We start from the raw sequence: 14,706 nt of genomic DNA on the forward strand, positions 1-14,706 counted from the left end.
GTTTGGGGGCATTCGGCTGATAGGATGGTAGCCCGCCTGCGCGGGCCCTTCCGTCAGCATGAAACATCCCGAGCGGCTTTTTGTTGTCAGCGACCAAGTTGATGACCTTGAAACGACACGGATAGGCAAGCCATGAGCGCGATTCAATCCATGCCCGATGTGATGCGGCTCCTGCGCCGCAGGCTCTGGCTTATCGCGCTTGTGGGTGTGGTGGGCGCGATCCTCTCGGTCATCATCGCCCTCAACCAGCCCAAGGTATTTCAGGCCACCGCCGTCATCCAGATCGAATCGCCACAAGTGGGCCGCGATCTGACCGGGCAGACCATCGCCACCGATGCCAACCACCGCCTGCAACTGATCGAACAGCGCCTGATGGCGCGTGACAATCTGGTCAAGGTGATCGAGCGGCATGGCCTCTTTGCCAATGTCCCGAATATGCCGCTTGCCGAAAAGGTGCATCAACTGCGCATTTCCGCCCGGATCACGCCGATTACCGTTGGCATTCCCGGTATGGGCCCGGCAACCGCGCCTTCCGGTCTCAGCGTGACGGTCAATCTCAACGATCCGGTCAAGGCCGCCGAGGTGGCCAATGATTTCGTTGAAACCGTAATCACCCAGAACCGCGAGCGGCGCATGGACCTCGTGCGCGAAACGCTCGATTTCTTCAGCGCCGAAGAGGCCCGCGTCAGCTCCCAGATCGCCGAAGTCGAAGGCGTGATCGCCGATTTCAAACGCGCCAATGGCGCATCGCTGCCCTCCAGCATCACGCCGGTGCGCGAAGAGTTGCGCACCCTGAACGAAACCCTGCTCGACCTTGACCAGCAGATCATCTCGTTGGAAACCGAATCCACCCGTCAGCGGCAAGAGGTGTTTGCCCGTCAGATCGGTCAATTGACGGATCAGCGCGCGCTGGTCTCGGCCCGCATCGCCCAGAACGAGGCCGCCCTTGCCGCCGCCCCCCGCGTCGAGCGGGAATTGGGCGCGCTCACCCGTGATCTAACGCAATTGCAGGACCAATTGAGCACGATCACCACCAGCCGGGTCGAGGCGGAAATGGCCAGCGTGCTGGAATCGCGCCAGCAACAGGAACGCTTTGAAATTCTGGAAACGGCCATTCCGCCGCAATTCCCGGTCTCGGCCAGCCGCAAGAAACTGGCGATCGCGGGGGCACTGGCCAGCCTTGTCTTGGGCTTGGCGCTTGTCATCACACTCGAACTTCTCAATCCGGCGATCCGCAGCGCCGCCCAATTGGAAAAAGAGCTTGAGATCACGCCGGTCGTCACCATCCCCGTGGTGCGCCTGCGGCACGAGCGCCGCCGCCGCGCACTTCGGATTGCGGGAACGGTCCTGATGATCCTGTTGGTCGTGCCCATCGTCGTGCGTCTGGTCCAAGAACGCCTGATGCCGCTGCGCCTCTTGGGCGGCAATTGATGCGGCTCACAGCTTGGACGAAATCACGCCCGTGTTGAACCCGCCCATGCGCAGCTCACCGAACAGGCGCTGATACTCGATCTTGGGGCAGCGGTTCATCACCACGTCAACGCCGCGCGCCCGCGCCATTTCGGCCGCTTCTGCATTCTCAACCCCGATCTGCATCCAGACCGTGCGCAGCCCCGGCAAAACCTCCAACGCCTCTTCCACGATGGGCCCGACATGCTCGGATCGGCGGAAAATGTCGATCATATCGACCGGGCCTTCAATATCGCGCAAGCCCGCCACAACCGTCTGTCCAAACAGAACCTCCCTGGCATGGCCCGGATTGACCGGAACCACCGCGTATTTCTTAAGGCTGAGGTAGCGCGCCACATAATAACTCGGGCGCACCGGGTTCATGGACACGCCAATAACCGCGACACGCCGGGTGCGTGTCAGGATGTCGCGCAGATGGGAATCGCTGTAATTTTCGCTCATGGCCCTATCAAACACGGATTGCGCCCAGAAAAAAGCGCCCAAGTTATCAACTTGGGCGCCAGTCGCGGAACGAGGGACAGTGATAGAAGGCAACGATGTTCCGTATCGAAGCCTCTGGGACAAATGTAGGTCCGATTCTAAGAATATAAAGGGATTGTAATATACCTGTGACTGCATGTGAGCGCCCGGCGCAGCCTTCGCGTCAGTCGAATATATCCTCGACCGTGTCCCAGATTTCCTCAAGCATCCGCCGCCCAAACCCCTTGCGCCGCTTCACTTTGCGGGCAGGGGGCGGCACCTGCCGCTCTGGCCCATAGTCCTGCCGGGGCAGCGGCATCGGTCGCGCTTTGGGCCGCACAGCCCCAGTCTCGCGCGTGGGCATCGCCTTCATTTCATGCAGCGGCGCGCCACAACTCGAACAGGCCAGCTCATGCCGGGTCCGGTCCAACACCAGAACCGCACGCGTGCCGCAATATGAACAAGTCGCAATCTTGTGTCCCATAGGTTCCATATCGGTCAGGGGGGCGGGATTGCCAAGAGGCGGGCGCAAAAATGCCTCAGGCCTGCGGGCTTCAGTAATTCTGCGCCTTGCGAATCTTGGTCATCCGCCCCTCTTCGGCAATAGCGCCCCCCAGCGTGGTGACACCCTTGGCCTGCAACAGGCCCAGCATCCGCACAAAGACCTCAGCCGTGGCAACCGTATCGCCCATTGCCGTATGCCGCGCCTCAGGCGGGATGGTGATCCCGAACCTCTCGCAAAGCGCATCCAGCGTATGCTGCCCGCTATGGTCGAACAGCCCCGCCGACATCAGCACCGTGCACAGCACCGGATTGTCGAACCGCCGCCCGATCACCTTTTCCTTGAGCCGCAGAAACGCCAGATCGAACGGTGCGTTATGCGCGACCAGCACCGCCCCTTGGCAAAAATCATGAAACCGCCGCCCAGCCTCGATGATATCCGGCGCGTCCTGTACCATGTCATCGCTGATATGATGCACCCGCGTCGAGGCGGGCGGAATCGGGCGGCCCGGATTGACCAGCATATCGAAACTCTCGCCGCGCAGAATGCGCCCGTTGACGATACGCAGCCCGGCAATCTGCACGATCTCATCCCCGCCCCGTGGCGAAAGGCCGGTGGTTTCGGTGTCAAACACCACGAAACTCAGGTCAGACAGGGGCCGGTTGGCCAATTCCCCGCTTGCCACCTCAGGCAGGTTGAAATCATAAAACTCGGGCCGCGCATCCCCCGGCTCCAGCGGTGGCGCAGCGGTGGCCAAAGGCAGCACGATGCGATGCCCGTCTGCCCCCGCCTCGGCCCAGACATCGGTCTGATGCGCGCTCAGCGCATCACGGCCCGAATAATCCCCATAGGCGGTGGACAGTGGCGCCTTAAGCCAGCCAGTCAATTGCCCATCCGTCACCGCCTCACCCTGCCAACTCAGGATCAGGCGCGTTTCCGCCCCGTCCGGCTCGGCACTCAGGCTGAATCCGTCGCGCGTGCCCTCCTCTGCAAGATGCCCAAGGATGCCGCCCAAAAGCGTGGTCACGGCAAAGCCATCGCAACTCAGCATCGCCTCGCTTCGCACCACCCCTAGCGGCACCGGCGCCTGCACGCTCAAGCCGTCGAACACATGCGCCGCAGCAACCGGCGACATCGGCCAGCTTCGGGATTTTATCCCGGCATGCCGCGCGCCCATCTCACGCAGACACTCAAACAGCCGCGCCACTTCGTCTTCGATCCCTTTGCGAAACTTGGCGCGGCTCTCGGGGGGCAGATCCTCGGCGGATTGCAGCACATCCAGCAACGCACCAATGGTGGCCGCAGGTCGGCGCACCCCTTCCAACAGCCTGTTGAACAGATGATCCTGCTGCGCATGCGCGCTTAGATCCTCGGTCGCATCGCGGAAGATAAGCACATGCCCCGATAGTTCCTCATCCGACAGGATCGGGCTCACGCGGCCCAAAAGAAACCGCTTGCCGTTCGCAGAGGCCGCAAGGAATGTCTCGGCCTCGATGCGCCCGCGCACCCGCGCATCCTGCATCCGCGACAGCGCCTCCATAATGGGCTCGGGGCGCAGAACATTCGACAGCGGGCGATCAAGGCCAATCTCCCCCAACAGCTCTTGCGCCATACGGTTATAAAGCATGACGCGGTTGTCGGGCGTGGACACCACCGCCCCCTCGCCCAGATCACGAAACAGCGCCTCGAACAGCGCCTTTTCGCGGGCAATCCGCGCCGTCTCGCGCTCTACCGCGCGGGCGCGCGCGGCGCGCGCCTCTGAAAGGGCTGCGTTGATCGCATTGGCGGCAGGGGCCAGCGTGCTCAAATGCTTGGCCTGCGTCTCGTTGATCTGCAAATCCACATCGGCCCGCGCCCGCGTGGTCAGGTCCGAGGCGAGCGCGAGAATGGGCTTGGCCACGTTCTCATCAAACAAAAGACCGATCCACGCCGAAAGCCCCATCACCCCCAGCGTCGCAACCATTCCGCCGATGACATAGCCATCCAGCGGCCCGCCCGCCCGCGCATAGCCAAACCACAGCGCGCCCGCGATTACCCCCGCGCCCCCCAACCCAAGAGCAGCAAAAAACAGCGCGAACCGGAGCCTGAGGCCCAAACGCGCTGTCAGGCGTTCAATCATGATCTGCCCCGGCCAGCAACTCGCCGATCTGCGCGGTCAGATCAGCGGTGGCAAAGGGCTTGGTCATAAATGCATCCGCCCCAACCGCCAGCCCCTTGCGGCGCTCAACCTCGCCGCCGCCGGCGGTCATCATCAACACTTTGATCCCCTTGAGGGCGGCATCGGCGCGGATCATCTGGCAGATCTCATAGCCCGACCGCTCGGGCAGCATCACATCCAGAACCACCAGATCAGGCCGGTCCTCGGCCATTGCCTCCAGGGCTGCATTGCCCGTGGCCACCCGCCGAAGCCGGTATCCCGCCCGCCCGATCAGATGCTCAAGCGCCAGCGCGATATTGTCCTCATCTTCCACCAGCAGAACGGTTTTTTCAGGCATGACGGGCCTCCTCTCCCGGTTACGACTGACTTAGCTTTGGCAAAGTGCCGTGATCACGGGGTCCTCCACCCCAACGACCAGCCACTCGGCCTGCGATGGATCGGCCAGCGCCGCCTCGCTTACATCGGCGCGCGCCGCCTTGGCGCAATCCACCAGTTGCGGGCGCTTGACCGGCACGGCCCACCGGCCAAAGAGATAGATGTCCGCCAACAGGATTTCCGGCACCGTCGGGTTGGTCTGAACCCCGGCCCGGTCCAGCACCATCATCCGCGTGACCTGCGGCACCACATAGGTCCAAGGCTTCCAGAACCTTGCTTCTTCTACCGCGCTCACCACTTCGACACTCTCTGGCAAGGTGCTCAGCGTGCGATCCGCCCAAGTGTATTCCGACCAGATCGCATAGCAGAGCATCGCAATACCCGCCAAGATCGGCGCGGAATACCGCGGCAACCGGCCCCGGCTCAGATGCCCCGCAACAAGGGCCAGACCGGCGGCGGCGATGCCAACGGCGAAAGTGGCGATCAATTCAAAAAACATAAGTTATCCCGGTGCTCCTCTGGATTGTGCAATGGCCGATTGCATGGTCTTGACCACCATGAACGCATCTCGCAAGTGATTGCGCTCAAGGTCCGATAGATCGGCGGGGGCCATGAAATTGTCCGGGCTGCGCCCCGCGCGGATGCGCGCCGCCTGATGCCGCAACCGCGTTTCCGCGATCAGGTCATAGGCATCCAGCAAATCGCGCGCACCGCTCTCGGAAATCACTGCCCCCGCCCGTGCCCCCGTGATCCGCTCGCGCGTGCCCGCCACCTCAAGCGATCCCAAGAGCGCGTAAATCCGCCCCAGATCAACCACCGGCACCACGCCCGAATGCTTAAGGTCAATCGTGTTCTTATGCTCACCCGACCGGATCAGGGCAAATCCGCGCAAAAGGCCCAAGGGCACCGTATGCTTCAGCGAATTAGACACCATATGCGCGACAAAGATCGAATTCTTGCGCGCACTTGCCAGCACTTCGGCCTGCAAATCGTCAAACAGCGCATTCTCTCCCGCAATCGCCCGCAGGTCGAACATGACCGAGGCCAGCATCTGCGCTTCTGTATCCGGCTGCGCGATCCAGCGTGCGAAATAGCTCCGCCAAACCCGGCGCGGCTGCCGCCAGCGCGGATTGGTCGCCATCATATCGCCGGGGCAATAGAAAAATCCGCAGGTGTTCAGCCCGTCGCTGACATATTTGGCCAGCGCGGCGAAATAGGCATCATGCTCGGGCAGGACACTGTCGTCGATGATCAGGCAATTGTCCTGATCACTCACCCCCGTCTGCTCGCGCCGCCCCTGACTGCCGCAGGCCGCCCAAAGGTAGGGCACCGGGGCCGGGCCAAGCTGCTGCTCTGCCAGCCTCAGCAAACGCCGGGTGATCGCATCGGTGATATCGGTAATCCGCCGCGTGATCGACTGTGGCCGCACCCCGGCCTGTACCAGTTGTACCAACAGCATTGGCACCCGCTCCATGACATGCGCCATGTCTTCGGCTGTGTCAGCGCTGGCAATATCGGCGACCATATGGCTTGCTGTTGCGGCCTGCTGGCGGAACAAATCGGTTTTGCCGATCATGCCCAGAACTCGCCCACCCTGCGCCACTGGCAGGTGATTGACCTTGAGTTCCGACAACAGCATCAACGCATCAAGGCCCAAACGCCCCGGCTCAATCGTCACCGGGTCCGGCGTCATCACCTGCGCCACGCGGATGTCACCGCCCAGCCCTTCGGCCAGCACCTTATTGGCCAGATCGCGCACGGTGATAATGCCCGCCAGACGCGCGCCCTCCATCACCACGACCGACGAAATCACATTGTCCCGCATCAGCCGCGCCACATCCTTGACCGTGGCGTCGGGGGTGCAGGTGATCGGGGTCGCGGTCATCAGATCCGACACCTGTAGCGCCGTCAGACCCGTGGCATAGGGGCCGTCATCGCCCTGCGCTGTGGGCCGTGCCCGCGCGAACCAGCGTGCGATCTCATCCGACTGCTCCATCAGGTCCAGAAACGCCTCGCGCGGCACGACGACCAACTCCGAGGGTTCCGCCGCCCGTGCCGTCAGCAGCGCATTGCCATCGCGCAAAAGGCCGCGCTCGCCCATGATGTCGCCCGGCCCGCGATGCGACACCAGATCGGCATGACCCGTCTCGATATCGAGCCCGCCTGTCTCGACCACGTAAAGCCCCGCCAGCGGCGCGCCTTTCTCAAAAAGCACAACACCCTGCTCCAGAACCACCCGTGCCAGCTTGGGGGCCAACGCACTGCGCAACACATGCGGCAAGCCGGAAAACGGCGCATGGCGTGTCAGGCTGTCAATGGGATCGGGTTTGACGTCGCTCATCGGGCGCGGCTCTCATCGGATATGGTGGGAAATCACCTAAAAGCACCCGGTTTCCGGAAATATCGGCGGGCGGCAGAGGGAAAAGGGGCGGCACGCGCCGCCCCTGTCCATTGCTTGCTTAGTGGTTCACGGCCGTGCCGGCACCGCGCGGAATACGCACGCTTTCGACCAGGTCCTGAATTTCCTGCGGCGGTTCTGCCGTCATGCTTGCCACGATGAACGCAACACCAAAGTTCAGCAGCGCACCAATCGGCCCAAAGTGGGTCGGCGGAATACCGAACAGGTATTGATCCGGGGTCAACATGTTCGTGCCGGGGATAAAGAACCAACCCAGGAAGAGGAACAGGTAGAGCGTGGTCGAGAGCAGACCGGCCAGCATGCCAGCGGTTGCACCAGCAGAGTTCATCCGCTTCGAGAAGATGCCCATCATCAGTGTCGGGAAGAGCGACGCCGCCGCCAAACCGAACGCCAAGGCCACAACCTGAGCCGCAAAGCCCGGAGGGTTAAGGCCCAGATAGGTTGCCACCACGATCGCCGCCGCCATCGAAATACGGGCTGCCAAAAGCTCGCCTTTTTCCGAGATGCCGGGATTGATCGTCGATTTGATCAGGTCGTGGCTCACCGCCGAAGAGATGGCCAAGAGCAGACCCGCCGCCGTCGAGAGGGCTGCCGCGATACCGCCTGCGGCGATAAGTGCAATAACCCAACCCGGCAGACCCGCAATTTCCGGGTTTGCAAGCACCAGAATGTCCTGATTGAAGGTGACAAGCTCGTTGCCCTGCCAGCCACGCTCGGCCGCCAGCGCAGTCATCGCTTCGCTCTTTTCGTTGTAGTATTGGATCTTGCCGTCGCCGTTCTTGTCTTCCACAGCCAAGAGGCCAGTGGCAGACCAGGTCCGGAACCAATCGGGAAGTTCGTCCACAGCCACAGCTTCGCCCTGCACACCCTGCGGCCACATGGTGGTCATGATGTTCAGACGCGCCATCGCACCCACAGCCGGAGCGGTGAGATAGAGCAACGCGATAAAGACCAGCGCCCAACCAGCCGACCAACGTGCATCAGACACTTTGGGAACGGTGAAGAAGCGGATGATCACATGCGGCAGACCGGCGGTGCCGATCATCAGCGACAAGGTGAACAGCGCCATCAGCCACGGGCTGGACCCCGACGTATACTGATTAAAGCCCAGATCGTTCAGCAGGCCGTCCAGCGTCACCAGCAGATACTGACCCGACGCCGTATGCTCACCAAACAGGCCCAACTGCGGCAAAACATGGCCGGTCAGCTGCAGCGAGATAAAGATCGCCGGAATCGTATAGGCGACGATCAAAACGCAATACTGTGCCACCTGCGTATAGGTGATGCCCTTCATCCCGCCCAGAACGGCGTAAACGAAAACCACAGCCGACGCGATCAAAAGGCCAGTGGTGTTGTCCACCTCAAGGAAACGCGAGAAGGCCACACCGGCACCCGCCATCTGACCGATCACATAGGTCACCGACATGGTGATCAGGGCGATAACGGCCACAACGCGGGCCTTGTTGCTGTAAAACCGGTCGCCCACGAACTCGGGCACCGTGTATTTGCCGAACTTGCGCAGATAGGGCGCAAGCAGCATGGCCATCAGCACGTAACCACCCGTCCAGCCCATCAGGAAGGTCGAGTTGTTGTAGCCGACAAAGGCGATGAGACCCGCCATCGAGATGAACGAGGCCGCCGACATCCAGTCCGCCGCCGTTGCCATCCCGTTGACGACCGGATTCACGCCGCGTCCCGCAGCATAGAATTCAGCCGTAGATCCCGCCTTGGCCCAGATCGCGATACCGAAGTAAAGCACGAAGCTGAGGCCAACGACGATGATATTGAGTGTTGTTTGATCCATTGTCCCTCCCCCTACTTATTCTTCACCGACGCCATGTTCGGCATCGAGTTTGTTCATCCGCCAGGCGTAGAAGAAGATCAAAATCAGAAAGACGATGATCGACCCTTGCTGCGCGAACCAGAACCCAAGATCGGTGCCGCCAATGGCGATCCCCGAGAGCATGGGCCGCAGCAAAATGCCAAAGCCAAACGAGGCAAAGAACCAGACCACGAGGCTCCATGTGATAAGACGCAGATTGGCCTTCCAATAAGCGTTCGCTCTTTCTTGATCGGACAAAGCGTGCCCTCCCTTTTATAACGGCTTCCTCCAGACCGCGCCGGGACCATCCCGGCACGGGCACTCCTTTACGCAACCGCCTTGGCGACGATGGCGTTCAGCTCTCTTGCAACGGCCTCGATCTCGGCCATCGCATCGACGCGGGCCAGAACGCCGCGCGATTCATAATAGGAAATCAACGGCGCGGTCTGCGCATGATAGGCGCGCAGCCGCTGTTCCACCGTTTCCGCATTGTCATCGGCGCGCCGCTTCATCTCGGTGCCACCGCATTTGTCACAGATGCCGGCAACGTTCGGCATCTTAAAGCTGTCGTGATAGCCTTCACCACAACCGCCACAGGTGTAGCGGCCCGAAATCCGCGTCACCATCGCCGCGTCATCCACCTCTAGGCTGATCGCCGACCGGATGCCCTGACCGATTTCCGCCAAGAGACCATCCAAGGCCTCGGCCTGCACCGTGGTGCGCGGGAACCCGTCAAGGATCACGCCCTTGGCACAGTCCGGCTCGGCCAGACGGTCGCGCAGAATGGCGATGACGATTGCGTCAGACACCAGATCCCCCGCCTCCATCACTGCCTTGGCCGCACGACCCGCCTCGGTGCCCGCCGCCACAGCCGCGCGCAATAAGTCGCCGGTCGACAGTTGCACCAGCCCGAATTGCTCCTCCAGCATCCGGGCTTGCGTGCCCTTGCCCGCGCCCGGCGGTCCAAGCAGAACAAGATTGGCGGCGTTACGGGGCGTGTCGCTTCCGTCCATCACTAGTCCCCTCTCAGGCTTTGGTGCGATTGGCAATCAGCTCGTCCACAACCGACGGATCGGCCAGCGTCGAGGTGTCCCCAAGGCTGTCAAAGTCGTTCTCGGCGATCTTGCGCAGGATGCGGCGCATGATCTTGCCCGAACGGGTTTTCGGCAGGCCCGGTGCCCATTGGATAACATCCGGCTTGGCAATCGGCCCGATTTCCTGACGCACCCAGTTGCCCAGTTCCGTGCGCAGCGCCTCGGTCGCCTCAACCCCATCCATCAGCGTGACATAGCAATAGATGCCCTGCCCCTTGATGTCATGCGGATAGCCCACAACGGCGGCCTCGCTCACCGTGGCATGGGCGACCAACGCCGATTCCACCTCGGCGGTGCCCATCCGGTGGCCAGAGACGTTGATCACGTCATCCACCCGGCCCGTAATCCAGTAATCGCCATCCGCGTCGCGGCGGCACCCATCGCCCGAGAAATAATAGCCTTTGAACATCTCGAAATAGGTCGAGACAAACCGGCTATGATCGCCCCAGACGGTGCGCATCTGCCCCGGCCAGCTATCCTTGAGCGCCAGAACACCCGAGGTCTCGCCGTCCAACTCGTTGCCCTGATCGTCCAGCACAACGGGCTTCACGCCAAAGAACGGCTTGGTGGCCGAACCGGGCTTGGGCGTGTCGATCACACCGGGCAGCGGTGTGATCAGAATGCCGCCGGTCTCGGTCTGCCACCACGTATCCACGATGGGGCATTTGCCCTTGCCCACATTCTCATTGTACCAGTTCCACGCCTCAGGGTTGATCGGCTCGCCGACCGACCCCAGAATGCGCAGGCTCGACAGGTCCGATCCTTCAACCGGCCCGGTGCCCTTGCCCATCAGCGCGCGAATGGCGGTGGGGGCAGTGTAGAACTGTGTCACCTTGTGGCGCTCGCACACCTGCCAGAAACGCCCGGCATCCGGATAGGTCGGCACGCCCTCGAACATCAGCGTGGTGGCCCCATTGGCCAGCGGGCCATAAACGATATAGCTATGCCCTGTGACCCAGCCCACATCGGCCGTGCACCAGTAAATATCACCCTCGTGATAGTCGAAAATATACTCATGCGTCATCGACGCATAGGTCAGATAGCCGCCCGTCGTATGCACCACGCCCTTGGGCATGCCGGTCGACCCCGAGGTGTAAAGAATGAACAGGGGGTCTTCTGCGTTCATTTCCTCTGGCGGGCAATCGGCGCTGACCTTCTCGGCCTCTTCATGCCACCAGAAATCCAGATCACGCCGCCATGCAACCTGATCACCGGTGCGCTGCACCACAAGACACTTCACATCCGAGGTGTCATGCAACAGCGCCTGATTGACGTTATCCTTGAGCTTGGTCTTGCGGCCACCACGCGGCGCATGGTCGGCGGTGATCACCACCTTGGCATCGCAGCCATTGATCCGCGCGCCCAGCGCGTCCGGGCTGAAGCCCGCGAAAACGATCGAATGAATTGCCCCGATCCGCGCACAGGCCAGCATCGCATAGGCGGCCTCGGGGATCATCGGCATATAGATTACGACGCGGTCACCTTTGCCCACGCCCATCGCCTTGAGCACATTGGCCATCTTGCAGGTCTGCGCGTGCAGTTCCTTATAGCTGATGTGCTGCGGCGTCTCGTTGGGATCATCCGCTTCCCAGATGATCGCCGTCTGATCGCCGCGTGTTGCCAAATGCCGGTCGATGCAATTGGCCGACACGTTCAGCGTGCCATCTTCAAACCATTTGATCGACACATTGTCATACGCAAACGAGGTGTTCTTGACCTTGGTATAGGGCTTGATCCAGTCCAGCCGCTTGCCATGCTCCCCCCAAAACGCTTCGGGGTTACTGATCGAATCGGCATACATCCGCTCATACTTGGCCTGATCAATGTGAAATCCGGCTTTTTTTGCACCTGCGGTTGCGTTTGCGTCGCTCATGACTTGAAATCCTCCATCCCAACGGCCACCTGCTCCTCGTGACAGGCTCTGCCGCATTCCTTCGCATACCCTAGCCGAAATTGCGCAGAAATTAACAAAATCCTGACAAACGCCCATAAGATCAGTGAATTTCTTGCATTAATCGGGGCACAACTTTGTAAATAAATTTTCCACTGCTGTTTTGCTGGTCTTTTGCCCGCCCTGAAACGACTCATGTGCTCAAAATTGCGACAGGCCCACTTCCAAAACCCACGCGTGCCCAGTGGGTGCGGCACTATGCCCCGCGCCCGAATCGTATGACGCAGCGTCACAATCCCTCTACGATTCGTCACCTGTAAGGTCTGGCGTGGGATATCCCATCCCCCAAACTACAGAGGCCTCGCGCTCCAGCGCGCGCGCTTCGATCCGGTTCAGACGCGCCAGCGCCGCCGCCTCGCATCCCCCCGCCGCCCGCAACGCCCGCGCCCAAACCGCGCGCACCGACCGCGCCGACCACGGCAGCGCCGCCTGTGCCACCCAGCGGCGCAGCGGCCCCGGCAAGCGGTCATACTCGGTCAGACCATGGGCGCGCCGACGGCGCATGGCGGGGCTGCGCAGGTTACCGGCCATGCTGCGCCGCCCCCAACACGTCCAACACCAACAAAAGCCGCGCCGCACCAAAACCGGCAATCGGCGGCGAGCGATGCACCACACCGCTCATTTCGTCCCCGGACCACAGCGCGCCGCGAAAAATGCCCACATCCCCGGTTGCCATTCGACACACAGGTTGCGGATCGCCCTGCGCCCGCATCAACCCGTATTCCGTGCCTGCCCCGCGATAGCTGCACAGCAGCCGCGCCGGAACCTGATCCATATGAAACTTGCGGCAGGCATCGTCGCGCACCACCTCTAACCGCAGATGCAAGGCGCTCCGCCCCATGACCTGCCCAAACAGGACAGCCAGCGCGCCGATGTCATCACACAACACCTCATGCGCCCGCCCGATGGGCAAACCTGCGCCCTCACAGGCCGCCTGCGCCACCGCACGCGCACGCTGCGCCGTGCAATAGCATCGGGCCTGCGGCAAGTTTTCCACCGCCACACCGTCGATCCACTCGGCAAGCCCGGCCTCTCTCTGCCGCGTCCAGATCGCCGCCGCTTGTCCCGCCCTCGTCACCTGATGCAGGATACCGGGGCTATCCCCCCGCGCCACGCCGGTGGCCAGCGTCATGCCATGGTCCCGCATCGCTCACGCCGCCTCAGACCGCCGCCACACCGGGAAGGGATCAGGCAAGCCGCGAAACACCAGCGGATCAAAGACTGTCTCGCTGCCAACCAGCGCCGCATCCAAGGCTGCCGTAATTGCCGCTTGGTCCATGCCCGCGCCGATAAACACCAACTCCTGTCGCCGATCACCATAGGGCGCCGCCCAATGCCGCATCACATAGTCCCGCGCCTGCGGATGCGTGGGCCAGCGCTCTTCGGGCACCGACGCCCACCAGGTGCCCAGCGGTCCCACCTTGCTCAAGGCCCCTGCAAGGCTGAATTCCGCCACCCACTCGGGCCGCGTCGCCACCCAGAAATGCCCCTTGGCCCGGATCACACCCGGCAACGGCCCATTCAGAACCGCATGCACGGCTGCCGGATCAAACGGACGCCGCGCCCGGTAGACAAAGGAAGTAACACCATATTCCTCAGTCTCGGGCACATGCTCGGCAAAGCCATAAAGCTCTTTGGCCCAAAGCGGATGATCATGCGCCGTCGCAAAATCAAACAACCCTGTGTCAAAAATCCGCGCCGGATCGACCTGCGCATAATCCGTCTCGATGATCTGCGCATCCGGGTTGAGCGCCACGATGATACTGCGGGCCGCATCGCGCCGCGCGGGCCCGGCATCACTGACCTTGTTGAGAACGATCACATCGGCAAACTCGATCTGATCAACCAGCAGATCAACCAGCGTCCTCGTGTCGCCCTCGCCGGCCACCTCGCCCCGATCCGACAGGAAATCATGGCTGGAATAATTCTCGAGCAGGTTCACGGCATCCACCACCGTAACCAACGTGTCCAACCGCGCCACATCCGAAAGGCTCTCGCCCGCCTCGTCGCGAAATTCGAACGTGGTCGCCACCGGCAACGGCTCTGACACCCCAGTCGATTCGATCAACAGATAGTCAAACCGCCCCTCACCTGCCAGTTTGCGCACTTCCTTGAGCAAATCGTCGCGCAGTGTGCAGCAGATGCAACCGTTCGACATCTCGACCAGCGCCTCATCCGTATGGCTGAGGTTTGCACCACCCTCTCGCACAAGGTCGGCATCAATATTCACCTCCGACATGTCATTGACGATCACCGCCACCCGGCGGCCGTCGCGGTTATTCAGCACCGCATTCAAAAGCGTGGTTTTGCCCGCCCCCAGAAATCCGGAAAGCACGGTCACGGGCAAGCGCAGGTCGCGGGGTTGCATCGGCATCTCCATTTGCATTTATAATGTTATATCATTACATCACCAATCCCCCCGAACACAACCCGCTTTGGGGCTTGAACCCAACGCC

The 14,706-nt window shown here is 61.8% G+C and carries 14 protein-coding genes; 1 reads left to right on the forward strand and 13 read right to left on the reverse strand.

The window, feature by feature from the left end; all coding sequences use genetic code 11:
- Positions 1-132 precede the first annotated feature (132 nt).
- The gene (locus RAK1035_RS02535) at positions 133-1,431 is read left to right on the forward strand and encodes a Wzz/FepE/Etk N-terminal domain-containing protein (RefSeq protein WP_008279335.1); all 1,299 of its coding nucleotides are present in this window, start codon (positions 133-135) and stop codon (positions 1,429-1,431) included.
- A gap of 6 nt (positions 1,432-1,437) precedes the next feature.
- On the opposite strand, the gene RAK1035_RS02540 is transcribed toward RAK1035_RS02535, so the two are convergent.
- The 13 genes from RAK1035_RS02540 to RAK1035_RS02600 all read right to left on the reverse strand — a co-directional run bounded on the left by RAK1035_RS02540 (position 1,438) and on the right by RAK1035_RS02600 (position 14,618).
- A complete protein-coding gene (locus tag RAK1035_RS02540) occupies positions 1,438-1,911 on the reverse strand; it encodes a CoA-binding protein (protein WP_008279336.1) in 474 nt (157 codons plus the stop codon).
- A 202-nt stretch (positions 1,912-2,113) separates the two neighbouring features.
- Positions 2,114-2,413: a hypothetical protein gene (locus tag RAK1035_RS02545; protein ID WP_008279337.1), complete on the reverse strand. Its 300-nt coding sequence runs from the start codon at positions 2,411-2,413 to the stop codon at positions 2,114-2,116.
- 70 nt (positions 2,414-2,483) lie between these two features.
- Positions 2,484-4,550, reverse strand: a complete 2,067-nt coding sequence (locus tag RAK1035_RS02550) for a 3'-5' exonuclease (protein WP_008279338.1) — start codon at positions 4,548-4,550, stop codon at positions 2,484-2,486.
- The gene (locus RAK1035_RS02555) at positions 4,543-4,926 is read right to left on the reverse strand and encodes a response regulator transcription factor (RefSeq protein ID WP_008279339.1); all 384 of its coding nucleotides are present in this window, start codon (positions 4,924-4,926) and stop codon (positions 4,543-4,545) included. The genes RAK1035_RS02550 and RAK1035_RS02555 overlap by 8 nt, the downstream gene beginning before the upstream one ends.
- A 30-nt stretch (positions 4,927-4,956) precedes the next feature.
- Positions 4,957-5,463 (reverse strand): hypothetical protein, encoded by a 507-nt coding sequence (locus RAK1035_RS02560; protein ID WP_008279340.1) that lies wholly within the window; start codon positions 5,461-5,463, stop codon positions 4,957-4,959.
- A gap of 3 nt (positions 5,464-5,466) precedes the next feature.
- The gene (locus tag RAK1035_RS02565; protein ID WP_008279341.1) at positions 5,467-7,305 is read right to left on the reverse strand and encodes a DUF294 nucleotidyltransferase-like domain-containing protein; all 1,839 of its coding nucleotides are present in this window, start codon (positions 7,303-7,305) and stop codon (positions 5,467-5,469) included.
- 118 nt (positions 7,306-7,423) lie between these two features.
- The gene (locus RAK1035_RS02570; RefSeq protein ID WP_008279342.1) at positions 7,424-9,187 is read right to left on the reverse strand and encodes a sodium:solute symporter family protein; all 1,764 of its coding nucleotides are present in this window, start codon (positions 9,185-9,187) and stop codon (positions 7,424-7,426) included.
- Between the two features lie 15 nt (positions 9,188-9,202).
- The gene (locus tag RAK1035_RS02575; protein WP_037296723.1) at positions 9,203-9,463 is read right to left on the reverse strand and encodes a DUF4212 domain-containing protein; all 261 of its coding nucleotides are present in this window, start codon (positions 9,461-9,463) and stop codon (positions 9,203-9,205) included.
- Between the two features lie 68 nt (positions 9,464-9,531).
- Positions 9,532-10,218 (reverse strand): adenylate kinase, encoded by a 687-nt coding sequence (locus RAK1035_RS02580; RefSeq protein ID WP_008279344.1) that lies wholly within the window; start codon positions 10,216-10,218, stop codon positions 9,532-9,534.
- Between the two features lie 13 nt (positions 10,219-10,231).
- Positions 10,232-12,172 (reverse strand): acetate--CoA ligase, encoded by a 1,941-nt coding sequence (gene acs, locus RAK1035_RS02585; protein ID WP_008279345.1) that lies wholly within the window; start codon positions 12,170-12,172, stop codon positions 10,232-10,234.
- A gap of 318 nt (positions 12,173-12,490) precedes the next feature.
- Positions 12,491-12,781, reverse strand: a complete 291-nt coding sequence (locus RAK1035_RS02590) for a DUF6525 family protein (protein WP_008279347.1) — start codon at positions 12,779-12,781, stop codon at positions 12,491-12,493.
- A complete protein-coding gene (locus RAK1035_RS02595; protein WP_254683687.1) occupies positions 12,771-13,382 on the reverse strand; it encodes a DUF1826 domain-containing protein in 612 nt (203 codons plus the stop codon). The genes RAK1035_RS02590 and RAK1035_RS02595 overlap by 11 nt, the downstream gene beginning before the upstream one ends.
- Positions 13,383-13,400: 18 nt before the next feature.
- Complete coding sequence (locus RAK1035_RS02600) at positions 13,401-14,618, reverse strand: GTP-binding protein (RefSeq protein WP_037296946.1); 1,218 nt, start codon at positions 14,616-14,618, stop codon at positions 13,401-13,403.
- Between the last annotated feature and the right edge of the window lie 88 nt (positions 14,619-14,706).

It is taken from the genome of Roseovarius sp. AK1035 (genome assembly GCF_003288315.1).
Taxonomy (GTDB): domain Bacteria; phylum Pseudomonadota; class Alphaproteobacteria; order Rhodobacterales; family Rhodobacteraceae; genus Roseovarius; species Roseovarius mucosus_A.

Bases quoted from the DNA above. Each gene is read 5' to 3' on its own strand.
- RAK1035_RS02535 (WP_008279335.1), top strand. From the start codon at position 133: ATGAGCGCGATTCAATCCATGCCCGATGTGATGCGGCTCCTGCGCCGC.
- RAK1035_RS02540 (WP_008279336.1), bottom strand. From the start codon at position 1,911: ATGAGCGAAAATTACAGCGATTCCCATCTGCGCGACATCCTGACACGC.
- RAK1035_RS02545 (WP_008279337.1), bottom strand. From the start codon at position 2,413: ATGGGACACAAGATTGCGACTTGTTCATATTGCGGCACGCGTGCGGTT.
- RAK1035_RS02550 (WP_008279338.1), bottom strand. From the start codon at position 4,550: ATGATTGAACGCCTGACAGCGCGTTTGGGCCTCAGGCTCCGGTTCGCG.
- RAK1035_RS02555 (WP_008279339.1), bottom strand. From the start codon at position 4,926: ATGCCTGAAAAAACCGTTCTGCTGGTGGAAGATGAGGACAATATCGCG.
- RAK1035_RS02560 (WP_008279340.1), bottom strand. From the start codon at position 5,463: ATGTTTTTTGAATTGATCGCCACTTTCGCCGTTGGCATCGCCGCCGCC.
- RAK1035_RS02565 (WP_008279341.1), bottom strand. From the start codon at position 7,305: ATGAGCGACGTCAAACCCGATCCCATTGACAGCCTGACACGCCATGCG.
- RAK1035_RS02570 (WP_008279342.1), bottom strand. From the start codon at position 9,187: ATGGATCAAACAACACTCAATATCATCGTCGTTGGCCTCAGCTTCGTG.
- RAK1035_RS02580 (WP_008279344.1), bottom strand. From the start codon at position 10,218: ATGGACGGAAGCGACACGCCCCGTAACGCCGCCAATCTTGTTCTGCTT.
- acs (WP_008279345.1), bottom strand. From the start codon at position 12,172: ATGAGCGACGCAAACGCAACCGCAGGTGCAAAAAAAGCCGGATTTCAC.
- RAK1035_RS02590 (WP_008279347.1), bottom strand. From the start codon at position 12,781: ATGGCCGGTAACCTGCGCAGCCCCGCCATGCGCCGTCGGCGCGCCCAT.
- RAK1035_RS02595 (WP_254683687.1), bottom strand. From the start codon at position 13,382: ATGACGCTGGCCACCGGCGTGGCGCGGGGGGATAGCCCCGGTATCCTG.
- RAK1035_RS02600 (WP_037296946.1), bottom strand. From the start codon at position 14,618: ATGCAACCCCGCGACCTGCGCTTGCCCGTGACCGTGCTTTCCGGATTT.